Source organism: Promicromonospora xylanilytica, assembly GCF_054782895.1.
In genome coordinates this window covers 190,753-208,915 of sequence record NZ_BAAGRP010000004.1, presented here as the reverse complement: position 1 = coordinate 208,915, position 18,163 = coordinate 190,753, and the positions used below count along the sequence as shown (strand labels likewise).

Annotated in this window: 19 protein-coding genes; 11 read left to right on the top strand and 8 right to left on the bottom strand. The window is 72.1% G+C overall.

Translation table 11 applies throughout. The features are described from left to right. Positions 1-9: 9 nt before the first annotated feature. From ACYVK7_RS05910 to holA, 3 genes are read left to right on the top strand one after another with little or no spacing between them, the layout of a single operon-like run. Entirely contained in the window at positions 10-699 is a 690-nt protein-coding gene (locus ACYVK7_RS05910) for a hypothetical protein (RefSeq protein WP_460886753.1), read from the top strand. Next, positions 699-1,532, top strand: a complete 834-nt coding sequence (locus ACYVK7_RS05905; protein ID WP_460886752.1) for a neocarzinostatin apoprotein domain-containing protein — start codon at positions 699-701, stop codon at positions 1,530-1,532. The genes ACYVK7_RS05910 and ACYVK7_RS05905 overlap by 1 nt, the downstream gene beginning before the upstream one ends. A 29-nt stretch (positions 1,533-1,561) precedes the next feature. Then, the gene (gene holA / locus ACYVK7_RS05900; protein ID WP_460886751.1) at positions 1,562-2,569 is read left to right on the top strand and encodes a DNA polymerase III subunit delta; all 1,008 of its coding nucleotides are present in this window, start codon (positions 1,562-1,564) and stop codon (positions 2,567-2,569) included. 87 nt (positions 2,570-2,656) lie between these two features. Here holA and rpsT read toward each other — a convergent pair whose 3' ends face one another. Beyond that, positions 2,657-2,917, bottom strand: a complete 261-nt coding sequence (gene rpsT / locus ACYVK7_RS05895) for a 30S ribosomal protein S20 (RefSeq protein ID WP_460886750.1) — start codon at positions 2,915-2,917, stop codon at positions 2,657-2,659. A gap of 234 nt (positions 2,918-3,151) precedes the next feature. Here rpsT and ACYVK7_RS05890 point away from each other — a divergent pair, with 234 nt between their 5' ends. Next, positions 3,152-4,273 (top strand): calcium:cation antiporter, encoded by a 1,122-nt coding sequence (locus tag ACYVK7_RS05890; protein ID WP_460886749.1) that lies wholly within the window; start codon positions 3,152-3,154, stop codon positions 4,271-4,273. An 84-nt stretch (positions 4,274-4,357) separates the two neighbouring features. On the opposite strand, the gene ACYVK7_RS05885 is transcribed toward ACYVK7_RS05890, so the two are convergent. The 3 genes from ACYVK7_RS05885 to ACYVK7_RS05875 form a co-directional block, all read right to left on the bottom strand. Then, positions 4,358-4,921, bottom strand: coding sequence for a type II toxin-antitoxin system PemK/MazF family toxin (locus tag ACYVK7_RS05885; protein ID WP_460886748.1), 564 nt, complete (start codon positions 4,919-4,921; stop codon positions 4,358-4,360). 62 nt (positions 4,922-4,983) lie between these two features. Continuing rightward, the gene (locus ACYVK7_RS05880; protein WP_460886747.1) at positions 4,984-5,415 is read right to left on the bottom strand and encodes a type II toxin-antitoxin system PemK/MazF family toxin; all 432 of its coding nucleotides are present in this window, start codon (positions 5,413-5,415) and stop codon (positions 4,984-4,986) included. A 42-nt stretch (positions 5,416-5,457) separates the two neighbouring features. Then, on the bottom strand, positions 5,458-6,246 hold the full coding sequence (locus ACYVK7_RS05875; protein ID WP_460886746.1) for an alpha/beta hydrolase: 789 nt from the start codon (positions 6,244-6,246) through the stop codon (positions 5,458-5,460). 90 nt (positions 6,247-6,336) lie between these two features. Between ACYVK7_RS05875 and ACYVK7_RS05870 the strand changes: the two genes are divergently transcribed. Next, positions 6,337-7,242, top strand: coding sequence for an aminoglycoside phosphotransferase family protein (locus tag ACYVK7_RS05870; protein WP_460886745.1), 906 nt, complete (start codon positions 6,337-6,339; stop codon positions 7,240-7,242). Positions 7,243-7,290: 48 nt separating this feature from the next. On the opposite strand, the gene ACYVK7_RS05865 is transcribed toward ACYVK7_RS05870, so the two are convergent. After that, a complete protein-coding gene (locus tag ACYVK7_RS05865; RefSeq protein WP_460886744.1) occupies positions 7,291-8,031 on the bottom strand; it encodes a maleylpyruvate isomerase N-terminal domain-containing protein in 741 nt (246 codons plus the stop codon). Between the two features lie 242 nt (positions 8,032-8,273). Between ACYVK7_RS05865 and ACYVK7_RS05860 the strand changes: the two genes are divergently transcribed. After that, a complete protein-coding gene (locus ACYVK7_RS05860; RefSeq protein WP_460886743.1) occupies positions 8,274-9,653 on the top strand; it encodes a hemolysin family protein in 1,380 nt (459 codons plus the stop codon). Continuing rightward, positions 9,650-10,678 (top strand): CNNM domain-containing protein, encoded by a 1,029-nt coding sequence (locus ACYVK7_RS05855; RefSeq protein WP_460886742.1) that lies wholly within the window; start codon positions 9,650-9,652, stop codon positions 10,676-10,678. The genes ACYVK7_RS05860 and ACYVK7_RS05855 overlap by 4 nt, the downstream gene beginning before the upstream one ends. 55 nt (positions 10,679-10,733) lie before the next feature. Here the strand turns inward: ACYVK7_RS05855 and ACYVK7_RS05850 are convergent, their stop codons facing one another. Beyond that, a complete protein-coding gene (locus tag ACYVK7_RS05850) occupies positions 10,734-11,291 on the bottom strand; it encodes a DJ-1/PfpI/YhbO family deglycase/protease (RefSeq protein WP_460886741.1) in 558 nt (185 codons plus the stop codon). A 134-nt stretch (positions 11,292-11,425) separates the two neighbouring features. Here ACYVK7_RS05850 and lepA point away from each other — a divergent pair, with 134 nt between their 5' ends. From lepA to ACYVK7_RS05830, 4 genes are all read left to right on the top strand, one after another. Beyond that, positions 11,426-13,306 (top strand): translation elongation factor 4, encoded by a 1,881-nt coding sequence (lepA, locus tag ACYVK7_RS05845; protein ID WP_460886740.1) that lies wholly within the window; start codon positions 11,426-11,428, stop codon positions 13,304-13,306. Next, entirely contained in the window at positions 13,307-14,629 is a 1,323-nt protein-coding gene (gene hemW / locus ACYVK7_RS05840; protein ID WP_460886739.1) for a radical SAM family heme chaperone HemW, read from the top strand. Between the two features lie 129 nt (positions 14,630-14,758). Then, positions 14,759-15,703, top strand: a complete 945-nt coding sequence (locus tag ACYVK7_RS05835; protein ID WP_460886738.1) for a hypothetical protein — start codon at positions 14,759-14,761, stop codon at positions 15,701-15,703. A 92-nt stretch (positions 15,704-15,795) separates the two neighbouring features. Continuing rightward, positions 15,796-16,644 (top strand): hypothetical protein, encoded by an 849-nt coding sequence (locus tag ACYVK7_RS05830; RefSeq protein WP_460886737.1) that lies wholly within the window; start codon positions 15,796-15,798, stop codon positions 16,642-16,644. 90 nt (positions 16,645-16,734) lie between these two features. On the opposite strand, the gene ACYVK7_RS05825 is transcribed toward ACYVK7_RS05830, so the two are convergent. Together ACYVK7_RS05825 and ACYVK7_RS05820 are read right to left on the bottom strand one after the other, a co-directional pair. Further along, positions 16,735-17,271 carry a DUF4870 domain-containing protein gene (locus tag ACYVK7_RS05825; RefSeq protein WP_460886736.1) on the bottom strand — a complete coding sequence of 179 codons (537 nt, stop codon included), beginning with the start codon at positions 17,269-17,271 and terminating at the stop codon, positions 16,735-16,737. Between the two features lie 24 nt (positions 17,272-17,295). Then, positions 17,296-18,162 carry a DUF3097 domain-containing protein gene (locus ACYVK7_RS05820; RefSeq protein WP_460886735.1) on the bottom strand — a complete coding sequence of 289 codons (867 nt, stop codon included), beginning with the start codon at positions 18,160-18,162 and terminating at the stop codon, positions 17,296-17,298. Position 18,163 lies beyond the last annotated feature (1 nt).

The window sequence follows — 18,163 nt, the reverse complement described above, 5'->3', positions numbered from 1 at the left end:
GAGATGACGATGCGTGTGACGATCCGCAGGGCGCTGTCCCTCCTGGCGACCCTTGCCCTCGCCGCCGGCGGGCTGCTGGCGGTGGCCCCGACCGCGGCCGCTGACGTGACCTACGTGCCGGACCGCTGGAACGGCAAGGTGGTCTATCTGTCCCAGGCGTGCCACGACCGTGGCGACACGGTGTGCCACACCAACCCGGGTTGTTCCGACTACAGCGAGAACCGAAGCTCTCGTCTGATCGCCACGTCCGCGGCGACCCAGTACGACCCGCACAACCTGAACCTGCTGGAACGGGGGTACAAGGTGGTGCGCGGCACCGGGCTGACGAGGTCGAACATCGCGAACTCGAACCGGGTGGGCGCGGACGTGCACGTGCCCATCCATTCCAACGCGATCAGCGCAACGTGCGAGAAGGGGTTCTCGGCCGAGCGGTACGGCACCCAGGTCATGTATGTGTCGTCGGCAGGCAGGGAGTGCGCGCAGAGCCTGCAGCGGCGCGTGGGCAACGCCAGCCCCGGTACGAGCGACAGCCGCCGGTACCGCACCGACCTGGGCGAGCTCAACCAGACCAACGCCGTCGCGTGCTACCTGGAGCTGGAGTACCACGTCTGGAACCGCGGCGTGCAGTGGATGAGGGACCGCAGCACCTGGTCCTGGCGGATCGGTCTCGGTGTCGACACCTTCCTGGGTTACCCGTGATGCGCGCGCGTCCGGTGGTCGCGGTCGTCGCGGTCCTGCTCGCGCTGGCCGCGTGCACGGCGGCTCCGGAGGGCCCTGACCCGTCGGGCTCGCCGGAGGAGTCGGGGCCGCAGAGCACCCCCGGGGCCGGGTCGACGTCGGACGCCCCGGAGGAGGGCGGCGAACCTGCCATCACCGTCCGCGCCGCGGACGGCACCTGGGTGGTGCGCGGCACCGGCTTCACGGGCGGCAACCAGTATCTGGTCCAGTGCGCCGGCGGTACGGCGGCGGGCGCGAGCGCCCTGGACGTGTGCGACATGTCGACCAGCGAGCAGGTGGTCGCCGACGAGCGCGGCCGGTTCTCGTCGACGCGGCCGGCCAGGGCGTTCGTCAACGTCGGCGCCGTGTCCGAGGTGGACTGCACGGACGACCCGTGCGCCCTGGCCGTCGCCGACCTGGCCGACGTCGTGATCGCGGCGGCCGCCGCCCCGCTGCCCGACGGCTCCGAGCCGCCCGACGCACCCACCCTGGTGCTGTCCGAGCTCGAGCTCGGCCGCGACAAGGGCCGCGTCACGGTGTCTGGCACCGGCTACCCGCGGGGCACGGCGGTCCGGCTGGTCCAGTGCGCCACCACGTCGGACGGTGGCGTGGACGGGGACAACTGCCTGTACGACGACGGCAAGCGCGTGGTCGCCGACGACTCGGGCTCCGTGCTCGCACGGTTGCCGGTCCGGCGCGAGATCGAGCTGGTCGGCGGGGGCGCGGCCGACTGCGGTGCGCCGGGCGCGTGCGTGGTCGCGAACGCGTGGACCGACGGCGGACGGATGGCGCTGGCAGACCTGCTCTGGGAGTGACTGTCACAGGTGCATGGCAGGCTGTGTCCGTGCCTCCAGCGACCAGACGCCGTACCGCCTCAGCCCCCACCGGTCGGAGCTGGGACGAGCCCACCCTCGCCCCCGTCGTGCTCGTGCGCGGCGCGGAGCCGCTCCTCACCGAGCGCGCGGTGGACGGCGTCGTCGGGCTGGCGCGCGCGCGTGACCCCGAGGTCGAGAAGGTCGAGCTGGAGGGCGCCACGTACGGCGGGGGCCAGCTGCTGGTCGCTGCGAGCCCCTCGTTGTTCGGCGAGGCCAAGGTGGTGGTGGTCCGGTCGGCGGAGTCCGGTACCGAGGAGCTGATGGCCGACCTCATCGCCTATGTCGGCGCCCCGGACGAGGAGACGACCGTCGTGGTGGTGCACGGCGGCGGCCAGCGTGGCAAGAAGATGCTCGACACCATCACGAAGTCGGGTGCGCCGGTCATGGTGTGCGAACCGGTGACCAAGGACGCGGAGAAGGCGTCCTTCGTGACGGGGGAGTTCAAGTCGGCGCGCCGCCGTGCCGACGCCGAGGCGGTGCGCGCCCTGGTGGACGCGCTCGGCAGCGACCTGCGCGAGCTCGCGTCCGCCTGCTCGCAGCTGATCGCCGACACGACCGGCACCATCACGGCCGCGACCGTGGACAAGTACTACGGCGGGCGCGTCGAGGCCACTGGCTTCCGCGTCGCCGACGCGGCCGTGGCGGGCGACGCCGGCGGCGCGGTCGCGCTCCTGCGGCACGCGCTGGACACCGGGCTGGACCCCGTGCCCATCGTCGCCGCCCTCGCCCTGCGCCTGCGCAACCTCGCGAAGGTCGCCTCGATGCGCGGCGGCGGGCTCTCCGCGCGAGACCTGGGCATGGCGCCCTGGCAGGTGGACCGCGCCCGCAAGGACCTGCGGAGCTGGACCCCTGAGGGCCTGGCGGCGGCGATCTCCGCCGTCGCGCAGGCCGACGCGGACGTCAAGGGCGAGGCCCGCGACACCGTGTACGCGGTGGAGCGTGCGGTCCTGACGATCGCGCGCTCGCGCCGGTCCTGACCCGGCGTCCGGCAAGGCCGCCGCCCGGTCCAGGGCACACGAAAGACGCCGCCCGCCCGAGGGCGAACGGCGTCCGACGAAGTGTGCTCAGAGAGCGGCGACCGACTTGGCGAGGGCCGACTTGCGGTTCGCAGCCTGGTTCGCGTGGATGACGCCCTTGGCGACAGCCTTGTCGAGCTTGCGCGACGCGGTGGCAAGGGTGACCGTCGCGGTCTCCTTGTCGCCGGCTGCGACGGCCTCGCGCACCTTGCGCACGTGGGTCTTCAGCTCCGACTTGACGGACTTGTTGCGAAGGCGAGCCTTCTCGTTCGTCTTGATGCGCTTGATCTGGGACTTGATGTTTGCCACGAGAGTACTTCCTGGTGTGTTCGCCTGACGGCGAGCGGATAGGTCGTAGAGGGCGGTCCCAGCTCCGGGACTGGGGTGGGGACCCGTGGAGAGGAGCTGTGACTGTGCCCGCCGACCTGGGCGGACACGCGACCTCCAAGGCTACCAGAGGGAAGTGCTCGTCGTGCGAGGTGCGGAGTGTGACACCGGCGACGACCGGAAAGGGCCTCTGACGTGGCCCCATAGAATTCGTCCATGAGTACCAGGACACTGCGAGGACGTTTCCAGTGGACCGTGGTCGTACCGGTTTTATCCCTGGTGCTTCTCGTGGCCACATGGACCAGCCATGACCACCCGATCATCCTCTCAGCCATCGGCGCCGCACTGGTCGGTTCAGTGCTGGCGGCAGTCCACCACGCGGAGGTGGTGGCGCACAAAGTAGGTGAGCCGTTCGGGTCCCTCATCCTGGCGGTCGCGGTGACCGTGATCGAGGTCGGGCTGATCCTCATGCTGATGAGCAGCGGTGGGGAGGCGGCGAGCACCTACGCCCGCGACACGGTCTTCGCCGCCGTGATGATCACCTTCAACGGGATCGTCGGACTGTCGCTGCTCGTCGGCGCGTCCAAGCATCACCTGGTGAGCTTCAACGCCTCGGGTACCGGGTCGGCGCTGGCGACGGTGGTCGCGCTGGCCTCGGTCACCCTGGTGCTGCCGAGTTTCACGACGTCGGCGGCGGGCGGTGCCTACACGGCCTTCCAGCTGGCCTTCGCCGCGGTCGCCTCGCTGCTCCTGTACGGGGCGTTCGTGTTCACGCAGACCGTGCGGCACCGCGACTTCTTCGTCCCCGTCGCCAGCGACAAGTTCGGCCGGGTCACGGGGATCCTCGACGAGGACGGCGACGACCACGCCGACCCGCCCCCGGCCAGAGAGGCGTGGATCAGCGTCGCGCTCCTGCTCGTCGCCCTGGTCTCCGTGGTCTTCCTCGCCAAGATGCTCTCCCCGACCATCGAGCACGGGGTGGCGGCTGCCGGCCTGCCCTACACCGTCGTCGGTGTGGTGATCGCGCTCCTCGTGCTCGCGCCGGAGTCGATCGCGGCGGTGCGCAACGCCCTGCGGGACCGCGTGCAGACCAGCCTCAACCTCGCCTACGGCTCCGCGATGGCCTCGATCGGGCTGACCATCCCGACCATAGCCATCGCGATGATCTGGATGCCCGGACCGCTCACCCTCGGCCTCGATCCCACCCAGATCGTGCTGCTCGCGGTCTCGGTGGTGGTGGCGATGCTGAGCATCGCTCCGGGCCGGGCGAAGACCCTGCAGGGCGTGGTCCACCTGGTGCTGCTCGCCGCGTTCCTCGTGGTGTCGGTCCAGCCGTGAGCGTGTCGGTCCAGCCGTGAGCGTGTCGGTCCAGCCGTGAGCCGGTCAGGTCGCCCCGCGGGGTGACCTGACCGCCCGGCAACGTCAGAGGGCGGCGGCCACCTGGTCGAAGATCGCCTTGTCCAGGATGGCCCCCTCGCGGCGCACGGCGTCCGGGTGGATGCGGATCACGCGGTTGAGGCGCACCTCGGACGGACGGCCGGAGCCGTCCCACGCCCCGGTGCCGATGTCCATCCAGCGGCGTCCCGCGCGGGCCTCCTGCTCGGCGTCCTGGTCGTGGTCCTGGCTGGTGAGCTGCAGGGCCAGCAGCCAGGGGCCGTCGTTGCCCACCACGAGCACCGGCCGGTCCTTGCCCTGGCTGTGATCTTCTTCATACGGCACCCACGACCAGACGACCTCGCCCGGGTCGGGCTCGCCGTCCAGCTCGGGCCGGTAGACGGGGGTGACCCGCCCGACGTAGTCGCCGGGGTAGCCGTCGGTGTCGGGCACGTCCTCGCCCCGTGACGTGCGCCGCCCGGCGGGCCGGGACGGGGTGGGCCGGGACGTCGGGGCGGGCTCGCTCGGGCCGCGGTCGTTCTGGTCGAAGGCGGTGCGCGCCACGGCCTCGACGACGTCGCCGAGCAGCTTGATCCACGGGTTCTGAGTCACGCAGGGCAGGGTAGCCCGACGCCGTCCCGCGAGCGACGCGGGCCGACGCCGGGCGGCGGGCCTCAGGTCAGGTCGAGCGCCCGGTCCATGTACTTCACGACGTCGTTGAAGATGGCCTCGTCGAGGATGTCGCCCTCACGGCGCACGTCGTCGGGGTCGATGCGGATGACGCGGTTGATCCGCACCTCCGAGTCGCGCCCGCTGCTGTCCCAGCGGCCGGTGCCGACGTCCATCCAGATACGGCCGGCGCGGGCCTCCTGCAGCGCGTCGCGGTCGTGGTCCTGGCTGGTGAGCTGGAGGCCCAGCAGCCAGGGCCCGTCCTTGCCCACGAGCAGCACGGGACGGTCCTTGCCCTGGCTGTGGTCCTCCTCGTACGGGATCCAGGTCCAGACGACCTCGCCGGGGTCCGGGTCGCCGTCGAGCTCGGGGTTGTAGATCGGGTGGACATCACCCTCGTAGTCGCCGGGGTAGCTCTTGTCTGATGCGAAGGTCACGCCCGGAACCGTACCGGAACGGATGAAACGTGCATCCAGGACTTACTTGGCGCAGTGCCGGGCGAACTCGGCGAGCAGGGCAGCCATGGGTTCCGGCTCCCACGAGTGCATCGCGCCGGGCATCTCCTTCTCGGTGCCCTCGGGTACCGCGGCGACGATGCTCGCTGCCGCCACCGGCATCTGCGGGAAGGTCTCGGTGCCGTACATGGCCAGCACCGGGACCGTGACGTCGAGAGTGCCGTCGTCGAGCTTTCGCTGCGCCCAGGCCAGGGACTGCGCGTCGGCCCGGTAGGTGGCGACGGTCCGGGCGATCACCGGCCAGTCGGGGGACGACTCGATGCCGGCGAGCCACTCGGGCGGCATGTCCTTCATGTAGTGCCGCATCGCGTTCTCGTGGTCGCCGGCGTCGAGCAGACGCTCGATCTCGTCGGCCCACGCCCGCGTCGCGGCCGCGGGGTCACCCAGCGGCGCCTCCCAGAGGGCGAGGCCGGCGACCGGAAGTCCCGCGTCAGCGGACCGCAGGCTGACCGAGCAGCCGGACGAGTGCCCGACGAGCACCGCGGGACCGCCCGCCACCTCGATCATCGCCGCGACGGCCGCGAGCTCCCGGTCGAGATCGAGGCGGCCCTCGGCGGGGCTCTCCCCGCGCCCGAGCCGGTCGAAGGTGAGGGCGGTGAGCCCGGCCGCGGCGACGCGCTCGGCGGTCTCGGTGGTCACCGGGTCGTCGGCGCGGTCGGGGCCCGCCCCCGTCACGAAGACGACGGCCGGCCCGGCGCCGCGCAGGTCGTAGGCGACACGATCGCCCTGGCTGGTGGTGGCGTAGTGAGTCATACCCGTCTGACGCCCGGCCGGCACGTAACTCATCGGCCGGCCGCGGAAAAGTGCTGGCCCGTCCGTTCGCGCCGGTGCCACGGTGTGCGCATGAGCCTGCACGACGACGAGGTCGTCTCCACCGTGGACCTCGTCCGTCGCCTGGTCGCGGACCAGTTCCCGCGCTGGGCGCACCTCCCGGTCACCTCGGGGCCGGCCGGCGGGACCGACCATCACCTGTTCCGCCTCGGGGACGGCCTGCTGGTCCGCATGCCCAAGATCGCCTGGGCCCAGGACCAGGCGACCAGCGACGCGCGCTGGCTCCCGCACCTGGCGCCCCACCTCCCGCTGCGGGTCCCGGCGCCCGAGGCGGTGGGCGAGCCGGGCGAGGGCTTCCCGTTCCGCTGGTCCGTCACGCCCTGGCTCGACGGCGCATCGCCCGCGGTCGGCGAGCTGGGGACGGCTGCCGCCCGGCAGCTCGGCGAGTTCGTCGCCAAGCTGCGTACCGTGAGCACGGAGGGCGGGCCGGTCAAGGGCGGCACCTCCCGCGGCGTCCCGCTCGCGCGGCTCGACGACGACGTGCGAGCCGCCGTCGTGGCATCGGGCGACCGCGTCGACGGGCCCGCCGTGACGAAGGCCTGGGAGCGGGTGCTGGACGCGCGACCGGCGCCGGACGGTTCATGGATCCACGGCGATCTGCTGCCCGGAAACCTGCTCGCCCACGAGGGGCGGATGACCGCCGTGATCGACTGGGGCGGTGTGGGCGTCGGTGACCCGGCCGCCGACCTGATCCCCGCCTGGACCCAGTTCGACGGCGGGGAACGCGCGGCCTTCCGGGAGGCGGCCGCAGACGGGCTCACCGATCCGGACGACGCCTGGGAGCGTGCCCGCGGCTGGGTACTGGTCCAGGCCGTGATCGCGATCCCCTACTACTGGGACCGCTGGCCCGCGTTCGCCAGGGCGTGCCGGCACCGGATCGTCTCGGTGCTCGAGGACCGAGCCCGTCCGGGCCGATGACGCACCTCGGAGGCATTCCGCAGGAACGGGTATTCGCGACGCCGGCGTCTACGGCACGATCGCCTGTGCCAGCGCGGCCTCGAGGTCGGCGCGGTCGCCCTCCGCGGTGAGCCCGGCCTCCGCGGGTGTGAGGCGGCGCCACAGCGTCAGCGCGAGCGCCTCGGCGGGCCCGGAGACGATGACGTCGGGCGCCACCTCGTCCGCGCGCTCGCCCGGTGCGCCGAGCACCCAGGCGGGCGCGCCGGCGACGTCGGTCGCCACCAGGGTGACCGGGTGGCGCAGGGGCTCCATCCGGCGGAGCGCCACCTGGCGGGGCTGGAACAGGGTGACCACCTCGTCCACGGTGTCCGCCCAGACCTCTGGTTCGGCCCCGACCAGGCCGACCGAACCCGCTCCGGCGACGGCGGCCAGCAGGTCGTGCAGGTGCACGAGCGTCTCGTGGGTCTGCCGCCGGTGCCAGAACCGGGCCGGTCCGGGGCCGACGGGCTCGGGGGAGGTCAGCACCCGGACCGTCGCGTCGGGGTCGGTCTCGGCCAGGGCCGCACGCAGCTCCGCCGCGTGCTCGGCGTAGTGCGGCGCCAGGTCGAACGGGCCCGCACCGAGGTGCGCGCCCCGGGCGCCGCGGAGGTTGCCGGCCGCCCAGTGGTGCACGTCGGCGACGTGCTCGACCAGCTCGCGGACCGTCCAGTCGCCGCAGGCGGGAACCCGTGCGTCGGCGTCGGCACCGGGCACCGCGGCGAGAAAGGCGTCCTGGAACCGGGCCAGCAGCGACAGGTGGTCAAGGCTCATGTGCCGCAAGGTACCGCCTGCCACCCACACCCCGGCACGACGCTCCGGATGACGAGTGCCGCACGTCGTGGAACTGTAGGGCTACGTCCGTCGTTCTTCACGCGATGCCCTGGTGGGCATCCGGCCGGAGACCCTCGGGTCGCCACCGCACCGCACCACCTCCAGTGAAGGATCATGGACGCAGACAGTCATAGTCCCTACCCAGCTGTACGCCGTGACACCGCAGGGCGGAGGTGGTGGCGTTGAGCTGGGTGATCTCCCTCCTGCTGGGGGTATTGGTGATCCTCGCGATCACCGCGGTGACGGGGTACTTCGTCGCGCAGGAGTTCGCGTACATGGCGGTCGACCGCGCACGCCTCGCCGCCCGTTCCGAGTCCGGCAACGCCGGGGCGCGCCGCGCGCTCGGCGTGACCCGGCGCACCAGCTTCATGCTCTCCGGAGCCCAGCTCGGCATCACGGTGACGGGGCTGCTCGTCGGCTACGTCGCCGAGCCGCTCGTCGGTGAGTCGCTGGGCGAGGCCCTCGGCGGCGTCGGGGTGCCGGTCGGCACGGGCGTCGCGATCGGCACGATCCTCGCGCTGGTGTTCTCGACGCTCGTCCAGATGCTGTTCGGCGAGCTCGTCCCGAAGAACCTGGCGATCGCGCGCCCCGAGCCGGTGGCGCTGTGGCTCGCCCGCTCGACCACGGTCTACCTCGCCGTCTTCGGCTGGCTCATCAAGGTGTTCGACGCCGCGTCCAACGCCCTGCTGCGGCTGCTGCGGATCGAGCCGGTGCACGACGTCGAGCACTCGGCGACCGTCCGCGACCTCGAGCACATCGTCGCGGACTCGCGGGCGAGCGGTGACCTGCCCGGCGACCTGTCGGTGCTGCTCGACCGCATCCTCGACTTCCCGCGCCAGGACGTGGAGCACGCGATGATCCCGCGGTCCCGGGTCGGTGTGGTGCAGGCCGACGACACGCTCGCACAGGTGCGCGAGCTCATGGCCGCCGGGCACTCCCGGTACCCGGTGATCGACCACACCGGCGAGGTGGTCGGTGTGGTGCACCTGGCCGACCTCCTGTCCGCCGGCCCGGGCGACACGACCGTCGCGGACCTCCTGCGGCCCGCGCTGATGCTGCCCACGGCGATGGCTCTGCCCGACGCCCTGCGGGAGCTGTCGGCCACGCGGAACCAGCTGGCGTGCGTCGTCGACGAGTACGGCGGGTTCGCCGGCGTGCTCACCGTCGAGGACCTCGCGGAGGAGCTGGTCGGTGAGATCACCGACGAGCACGACGACGAGATCGACCCCGTGACCGCGGCGTCGGACGGCGTGTGGGTCATGGCGGGCGACGTCCACCTGGACGAGGTGGAGCGCGCGGTGGAGCGCGACCTGCCGGAGGGGGACCACGAGACGATCGCGGGGCTGGCGATCGCCGTGCACGGCGCGCTGCCCACCGTGGGCGACGTCGTCGACGTCGCGCTGCCAGCCGACCCGGCCGACCTCGTCGCGCTGGAGCCCCACCCCGACGAGGTGCTCAGGATCGAGGTGCTCGAGGTGGAACGCCACGTGCCGTCCCGCGTCCGGGTCACCGTCGTCGAGGCCGACGTGGCACGCGAGACCGAGAGTGAGGAGTCCCGATGAGCAACCCCTGGGTGGTCCTTGGCGCCACCGTCGCCATCATCGCGCTGAGCGCGTTCTTCGTGGCGGTGGAGTTCGCGCTCCTCGCGGCCAAGCGGCACCGGCTCGAGGACGCGGCCGCCACCAGCCGCTCGGCTCGTGCCGCGCTGCGCAGCGCGAGCGAGCTCACGGTGCTCCTGGCGGGCTCGCAGCTCGGCATCACGGTCTGCACGCTCGCTCTGGGTGCGATCACCAAGCCGGCGGTCCACCACTGGCTCACGCCGGTGTTCGAGACATGGGGCGCGCCCTACTGGGCGGCCGATGTGGCGGGCTTCGTGCTCGCGCTGGTCATCGTCACGTTCCTGCACCTGGTCGTGGGGGAGATGGCGCCCAAGTCGTGGGCGATCGCTCACCCGGAGGCCAGCGCGACGATGCTGGCGCTGCCGATGCGGGCGTTCATGGTCGTGACCCGGCCGGTGCTCGTGGCGCTGAACGGCGCGGCGAACTGGTGCCTGCGGCGCGTCGGTGTCGAGCCGGCGGACCAGGTCGCGTCCGGGCAGGGGCCGGACGACCTGCGGCACCTCGTGGAGCACTCCGCGAGCGTCGGAGCCCTCTCCGTCGCCTACTCCGACCAGCTCTCGGGCGCGCTGGACCTGCGTCGTCTGACGGTCGAGGACCTGCTGACCGCGCGCAGCGCGCCGGCCGCCGTCGGCCATGGCGCGACGGCCGCGGAGGTGCAGCGGGCGTCGCGCGCGTCCGGGCACCTGCGGATCCTGGTGCAGGAGCCCGGCCGCCTGCCGGACGGCGTGGTGCACGTCCGCGACACGCTCCTCCTGGCCGACGACGCGCCCGTCGCGGACGTCACCCGGCCGGTCTTCGAGCTGGCCGCCGACGTGCCGCTGCACAGCGCCCTGACGAGCATGCGGGAGACGGGCAACCTGCTCGCGATCGTGACCCGTCCGGGAGGCACGGCGGACTACGGCGTGGTCACGCTCGCCGACGTGCTGAAGCGGCTGCTGCCGCGGACCACGGCGGGCCAGCCCGCCTGACCCGTGCCGGGACTCTCGCCCTGACCGACGGGCCGGCAGGGCGAGAGTCGGGCGCTCAACGGGCGTCCAGCGCGGCCTCCACCTCGCGCAGGAACTGCGGCAGGTCGTCCGGTCTGCGGGAGGTGATCAGCGGGAAGCCGGCGCCGGTGTCCCGGACGACCGGCTCGTCCACCCAGGTCCCGCCCGCGTTGCGCACGTCGGTGGCCAGGGACGGGTAGCTGGTGAGGGTGGCGCCGGCCACCCGCCCCGCCTCCACGAGCGCCCACGGGCCGTGGCAGATCGCGGCCACCGGGCGTCCGGAGGCCGCGAACGCCTCGACCACGGCGACCGCCTGCGCCTGCAGCCGCAGGGCGTCGGCGTTGATCGTGCCGCCGGGAACCAGCAGCAGGTCGAACCCCGCCGGGTCCACCTCGTCGATGGTGGTGTCAGGGGCCACGGCCTCGCCCGGCTTCTCGTCGCCCACCAGGGTGCGGACGTCGTCCCGCGAGACGGCGGCGAGGGTCACCACCGCGCCGCGGTCACGCAGGTGGCGCAGAGGCACGAGGAGCTCGTCCTGCTCGACGCCGTAGTTGGTCACGAGTGCCAGCACTTGCTTGCTCGTCAGATGCGGCATGGCTCTCCTCCTCGGATCGGGGCCCGGGCTCGGGCTGGCTACGTCACGACGGTAGGCACGACCGTGCCCCGCTCGCACGGGACGTGGGAGAATGATGGTTGGCCTTCCCACCCTGACTACGGAGCGAGAACGCTTTGCCCATCCCCGGTCCTGCGCTCACGGCGCGCATCCAGCCGAATGCCACTGCGCCAGAGCTGATCCGCAACTTCTGCATCATCGCGCACATCGACCACGGCAAGTCCACCTTGGCCGACCGCATGCTCCAGCTCACCGGCGTGGTGAGCTCGCGTGACATGCGCGCGCAGTACCTGGACCGGATGGACATCGAGCGCGAGCGCGGCATCACCATCAAGTCGCAGGCCGTGCGCATGCCGTGGGCGCTGCCCGACGAGGCGGGCGAGCTCACGCCGCACGCGCTGAACATGATCGACACCCCCGGTCACGTCGACTTCACCTACGAGGTGTCCCGCTCGCTGGCCGCGTGCGAGGGCGCAGTGCTGCTGGTCGACGCCGCGCAGGGCATCGAGGCGCAGACCCTGGCCAACCTGTACCTGGCCATGGAGAACGAGCTCGAGATCATCCCGGTCCTGAACAAGATCGACCTGCCGGCGGCGCAGCCGGAGAAGTACGCGGAGGAGCTCGCGAACCTGGTGGGCTGCGAGCCCGAGGACGTGCTGCGGGTCAGCGGCAAGACCGGCGTCGGCGTCGAGGCGCTGCTCGACCGCATCGTGGAGCGGGTCCCCGCCCCCGTCGGCAACGCGGCCGGTCCGGCGCGCGCCATGATCTTCGACTCGGTCTACGACACCTACCGCGGCGTGGTCACCTACGTGCGCGTGGTCGACGGCGACCTGAACCCCCGCGAGAAGATCGCGATGATGTCCACGAAGGCCACGCACGAGCTCCTGGAGATCGGCGTGAGCTCGCCCGAGCCGAAGCCGACCAAGGGGCTCGGCGTCGGCGAGGTGGGCTACCTGATCACGGGCGTGAAGGACGTGCGCCAGTCCAAGGTCGGCGACACCGTGACCAACTCCGCCAAGCCGGCCGGCGAGGCGCTCGGCGGCTACAGCGACCCCAAGCCGATGGTCTTCTCGGGCCTCTACCCGATCGACGGCTCCGACTACCCGGTGCTGCGTGACGCCCTGGACAAGCTCAAGCTCAACGACGCTGCGCTCAACTACGAGCCCGAGACGTCGGTGGCGCTCGGCTTCGGGTTCCGCGTGGGCTTCCTCGGCCTGCTGCACCTGGAGATCGTGCGCGAGCGTCTCGAGCGCGAGTTCAACCTCGACCTGATCTCCACGGCCCCGAACGTCATCTACGACGTGACGATGGAGGACAACACCACGGTCGAGGTGACCAACCCGTCCGAGTTCCCCGGGGGCAAGATCAAGGAGGTGCGGGAGCCCGTCGTCAAGGCGACGATCCTGACGCCCAGCGAGTTCGTCGGCGCGGTCATGGAGCTGGCGCAGGGCAAGCGCGGCGACCTGCAGGGCATGGACTACCTGTCCGAGGACCGCGTGGAGATGCGGTACCACCTGCCGCTGGCCGAGATCGTGTTCGACTTCTTCGACCAGCTCAAGTCAAAGACCCGCGGCTACGCGTCCCTCGACTACGACACGACGGGTGACCAGGCGGCCGACCTGGTGAAGGTCGACATCCTGCTCCAGGGCGAGCACGTCGACGCGTTCAGCGCGATCGTGCACCGCGACAAGGCGTACTCCTACGGCGTCATGATGACGGCCAAGCTCAAGGAGCTCATCCCGCGCCAGCAGTACGAGGTGCCGATCCAGGCCGCCATCGGTGCCCGGGTGATCGCGCGCGAGACCATCCGTGCCATGCGCAAGGACGTGCTCGCCAAGTGCTACGGCGGTGACATCAGCCGTAAGCGCAAGCTGCTGGAGAAGCAGAAGGAAGGCAAGAAGCGGATGAAGAACATCGGCTCCGTCGAGGTGCCGAAGGACGCGTTCATCGCCGCCCTCTCCTCCGACGCGGCAGCTCCCAAGGACAAGAAGAAGTAGGTGCCCGCACTTCCCTCCGGCGTCCCGGTGCCCGACGACGGCGGGCTGCCCGCCTGGGTGCGCCCGGCCGCGCCGGCGGCCGGGCCGTTCGGGGTCTACGTGCACGTCCCGTTCTGCACGGTGCGCTGCGGCTACTGCGACTTCAACACCTACACGGCGTCCGAGCTCGGCGGCGGCGCGAACCAGGCGCAGTACGCCACGACGGCGCTGCTGGAGGTGGACCTCGCGGCGCGGGTGCTGTCCGACGCCGGGCGGGCGCCCGCGGCGGTCTCCACGGTCTTCTTCGGTGGCGGCACGCCCACGATGCTCCCGGCGAGCGACCTCGCGCGGGTGCTGGGCGGGATCGAGCGCGCCTGGGGCCTGGCGGGTACCTCGGCCGGCTCCGGGCAGGCCGCCGAGGTCACGACCGAGGCCAACCCCGACTCGGTGACGCCCGAGTCGCTGCGGGTCCTCGCCGACGCCGGGTTCACCCGCGTCTCCTTCGGCATGCAGTCGGCGGTGCCGCACGTGCTGGCGACCCTCGAGCGCACGCATGACCCGCTGCGCATCCCCGACGTGGTCCGGTGGGCGCGCGACGCCGGGCTGGACGTGTCCCTCGACCTCATCTACGGCACCCCCGGCGAGTCCCTCGACGACTGGCGCACCAGCGTCGAGACGGCCCTGGCCACCGGCGTCGACCACGTGTCCGCGTACGCGCTGGTGGTGGAGCCCGGCACCAAGATGGCCGCCCAGGTGCGCCGCGGCGAGGTGACGCTGCCGGAGGAGGACGACCAGGCCGCCAAGTACGAGCTCGCCGACGACCTGCTCACGGCGGCGGGCCTGCGCTGGTACGAGGTGTCGAACTGGGCGCGTGCCGGGCACGAGTGCCGGCACAACATCGGGTACTGGCGCGGCGACGACTGGTGGGGCGTCGGCCCGGGCGCGCACAGCTACGTGTCGGCCCCAGGTTCTGCGACGGTGGCAGCGACAGCGACCGACCCGGCCGGTGCGGAGGCGCACGCCGGCGTCCGGTGGTGGAACGTCAAGCACCCTCGTGCCTACGCCACGCGGCTGGAGGCCGGGCAGAGCCCCGGCGCCGGGCGCGAGCTGCTCACCGCACAGGAGGCGCACCTCGAGCGCGTCATGCTCGGGGTGCGGCTGCGCGAGGGCCTCGACCTGGAGGTCCTGTCGGCGGCGGGCCGCACGGCCGTGGCCGGCCTCGTGGCGCGCGGGCTGCTGGACGGCAGAGCGGCGGTCGGAGCCGGGGGAGTGCCCGCCCGTGCGGTGCTCACCCGCCGTGGCCGTCTGCTGGCCGACACGGTGGTGCGCGACCTGACCGTGTGACGGCAAGGACCGCAAGTTTTCGCAGAAGTCCCGAATAGTTTGTTTGCGTGGTGGGCGAAAACGTCGATATCTTGTGGCGATTCACACCGTTACGAGGCGGCATCAGCACGCCTGGCGAGGGGCACGCGCATGAGCAACACCTACGGCGGCTGGAACCCGGAGGACGGGCAGGACCCGCCGCCGAGGGCACCGCGGCCCAGGGAGCCCCAGCCGTTCGACCCGTACGGACCACGGGACCCCTACGGGCGCCCCGCCAACCCGTACGGCCGGCCGGACTACCAGCCGCAGCAGCAACCGGCGCCCACCTACCCGCAGCAGTACGCGGCTCCGCCCGTACGGCCGGAGCTCCCGCGGTACTCGGCCGTCCCCACGGCCGAGCACCGGCCGGAGGCCGCCGGACCGCCCACGGTGGGCGGCGCGTGGCGGTGGGGCTGGAGCGCCTTCGGCGCGAGCTGGGGCCGCTGGGTGCTGATGAGCCTGCTGCTCGGCCTCGCGCAGCTCGCCGTCGTCCTGGCGTTCAGCCCGTCCACCGTCGACGGCTTCATGAACGCGGCCGACCCGGCAGCGGTCGATGCCGCGCAGGCCGCCGGCCAGACCCTGACGGCCAAGGCGCTCGCGGCGGCCGGCACGGCCGTCTGCTTCCTGCTGCAGGCGCTCCTGTACTCCGCGGCGCTGGTGGCGACGCGGACCCGCACCGTCCGCTTCCGTGACTTCTTCGCGCTGCGTGGCTTCGGCGGGCTCCTGGCGTACGCCGTGCTCACCGGGCTGCTCGGGTTCGCCAGCATCAGCGTGCCGGTGTTCGGCTGGGTGGTGCAGGTCGTCGTCACGCTGCTCCTGCTGCCCGTGCCCTTCCTGCTCCTCGGTGGCGTGGGCTTCGGCCGCGCCGTCGTCCGTGGCGCCGGGCTGGTGGTCACCCACCTCGGGTCCGCGCTCGCGGTCTTCGGCATCTTCACGGGGCTGGCCCTCGCCTCCGCGATCACGTGCGGCCTCGGCCTCGTCGTCGTCGCACCCGCGATGCTGCTGGTGGGGGCATATCTGGTGCAGCGCTGGACGGGGGAGCCGGTCCACGGCTGACCGCCGGGTAACAACTCGGCAATTGCGCATGCGCGGATGCGGAGAAGAGGTGAAGGTGGCTTCGGATCATTGACCAGCCAAGGGGACTTCACATGAGCGAGAACACACCGCGGGGCCCGTACGGGCCGAGCTCCGACGGGCCCACGCCGCCGTCGGGCGGGGCCACACCGCCTGGCGCGAGCGGCCCCGTGCAGCCGCCGGCCTACGGTGGCGGGGCCCAGCCGCCGGCCTACGGCGGGCCCGACGTGCCGTACGGCACGCAGTCGTCCAGCCCCTTCCGGGTCGGTGAGGCGCTGAGCTTCGGGTGGAGCCGGTTCAAGGGGAACTGGCTGTTCTGGGTGCTGTTCGTGCTGCTGACGTTCGCCGTCAGCGCCATCTTCAACTCCGGGTCGGTCGGCGACATCCAGGAGCAGATCAACGCGTCGTCCGACCCCGAGGCCATGCAGGAGCTGGCGGCCTCCGCGTCGGGTGCGAGCTCCCTGCTCCAGCTGATCGGCTCGCTGCTGGTCGCGATCCTGCAGGCCCTCGGGGTCAACGCAGCGCTGCGCGAGGTATCGGGCGAGAAGGCGACCTGGGGAACGCTCTTCAAGATCAACAGCTACGGCATGGTCATCCTCGCCGCGCTGCTGCTGATGGTGGCCAGCTTCGTGGGCGTCCTGCTGTGCGGGATCGGGCTCATCGCGGTGGCGATCTTCGCCGCGTTCACGTACCACAACGTGGTCGACAAGGGCATGAACGCCTGGGCCGCCTTCACGTCGTCGTTCTCCCTGGTGGGCAAGAACTTCGGTGCCGTGTTCCTGCTGGAGCTCGCGCTCTTCGGCATCAACATCGCCGGTGCCCTCCTGTGCGGGCTCGGCCTGTTCGTCACGGTCCCGCTGTCGCTGCTCGCGATGGCCTACGCGTTCCGCCGGCTCACGGGCGGTCCGGTAGCGGCGGTCTGACGACGCCGGGTACGTGACAGGGCACCTGCCGCCGGTCGGGACCGGCGGCAGGTGCCCTGTCACGTCTTGCCCTGCTCGAGGACGCGGACGCTACTTGATGATGCGGATGTTCACCGGGTAGCGGTAGGGCGCGCCCTTGCCGTTCTCCACGGCGGCGAGGATCTGGAACACCAGGGCCGCGACGAGCACGAGGTACAGGATCGATCCGAACCCGAACGTGACGGCGGTGATGATCGCGAGGGCCGCGTGCGCGATGACGAGGGTGATGCTGAAGTTCAGCGCCTCCTTGGCCTCCTGCTCCACGAACCGGCTGCGGTCCTTGAACACCAGCCAGATCACCAGCGGCGGGATGAACGAGAACAGGATGGGGCCGAGCTGGCCGATGACCGACCACAGGCGCTCGTCCGACGGTGTGAGCGGCTGGGGCTGGTACGGGGCGCCGGGCGCGTAGCCGGCGCCGTACACGGGGCCGGTCCGGCCCTGGCCGGGCTCGGACTGGCCCGGGTGCGGCTGCTCGGCCGGCTGGCTGCCGTAGGGCGGCTGGTCCTGGTACGGCGACTGCGCTGGCTGCTGCGGCGGCGGGCCGGGCTGCTGAGGCGACTGCGGTTGCTGCGGGTTCTCGGACATGGCCCTAACGGTAGAGGCTGTGCCTCACGACGTGGTCACGAAATCGATAAGTTCCTCCACCCGCCCGAGCAGCGCCGGGTCGAGGTCGCGGAAGTCCCGCACGGTACCGAGGATGCGCTGCCAGCCGCGCGCGACGTCGGCCTGCGTCTGCGCAGGCCAGCCCAGAGAGCGCAGGATGCCGAGCTTCCACTCGGTGCCCCGGTCGATCACCGGCCAGCGGTCCAGCCCGAGGCGCTCGGCCCGCACGGCCTGCCACACGTCGACGTACGGGTGGCCCAGCACGAGGACGGTGCCCTGCGGCACGTGGCGCAGGGCGTCGTCGGTCAGCCGCTGCTCCTTCGATCCGGGTACCAGGTGGTCCACCAGCACGCCCACGCGCCGCTCGGCGTCCGGCCCGAACTCGGCGAGGCGTTCCGCGAGGTGGTCCACCCCGTCGAGCATCTCGACGACGACGCCCTCGATGCGCAGGTCGTCGCCCCAGACCTTCTCGACGAGCTCGGCGTCGTGCTTGCCCTCCACCCAGATGCGGCTGCCGCGCGCCACGCGCGCCTTCGCTCCGTGCACCGCGACGGAGCCGGACGCCGTGCGCGCGGGCTGTGCGGGAGCGCGGTTCAGGACGGGTGCGGTGAGCACCACCGGCTTGCCCTCGACCCAGAAGCCGGGGCCGAGGGGGAACGTGCGGGTGCGGCCGCGGCGGTCCTCCAGGACCACCACGTGCATGCCGCCCGACTTCTCGACCCGCACGACCGCGCCGACCCAGCCGGTCTCGACCTCCTCGACCACGAGCCCCGGCTCGGCGGCCATGGGCTGCGACGTCGGCCGGCTCCGGCCTCGCTGCGCACCAGGAAAAGCGGGGGACAGCACGTCGGGCCCATACCGTTCGTCGAACACC

Coding starts and splice junctions, on each gene's coding strand:
- ACYVK7_RS05865 (WP_460886744.1), bottom strand. CDS start 8,031: ATGAGCCTTGACCACCTGTCGCTGCTGGCCCGGTTCCAGGACGCCTTT.
- ACYVK7_RS05905 (WP_460886752.1), top strand. CDS start 699: ATGCGCGCGCGTCCGGTGGTCGCGGTCGTCGCGGTCCTGCTCGCGCTG.
- ACYVK7_RS05835 (WP_460886738.1), top strand. CDS start 14,759: ATGAGCAACACCTACGGCGGCTGGAACCCGGAGGACGGGCAGGACCCG.
- ACYVK7_RS05910 (WP_460886753.1), top strand. CDS start 10: ATGCGTGTGACGATCCGCAGGGCGCTGTCCCTCCTGGCGACCCTTGCC.
- ACYVK7_RS05890 (WP_460886749.1), top strand. CDS start 3,152: ATGAGTACCAGGACACTGCGAGGACGTTTCCAGTGGACCGTGGTCGTA.
- ACYVK7_RS05870 (WP_460886745.1), top strand. CDS start 6,337: ATGAGCCTGCACGACGACGAGGTCGTCTCCACCGTGGACCTCGTCCGT.
- ACYVK7_RS05830 (WP_460886737.1), top strand. CDS start 15,796: ATGAGCGAGAACACACCGCGGGGCCCGTACGGGCCGAGCTCCGACGGG.
- ACYVK7_RS05825 (WP_460886736.1), bottom strand. CDS start 17,271: ATGTCCGAGAACCCGCAGCAACCGCAGTCGCCTCAGCAGCCCGGCCCG.
- ACYVK7_RS05875 (WP_460886746.1), bottom strand. CDS start 6,246: ATGACTCACTACGCCACCACCAGCCAGGGCGATCGTGTCGCCTACGAC.
- ACYVK7_RS05850 (WP_460886741.1), bottom strand. CDS start 11,291: ATGCCGCATCTGACGAGCAAGCAAGTGCTGGCACTCGTGACCAACTAC.
- ACYVK7_RS05855 (WP_460886742.1), top strand. CDS start 9,650: ATGAGCAACCCCTGGGTGGTCCTTGGCGCCACCGTCGCCATCATCGCG.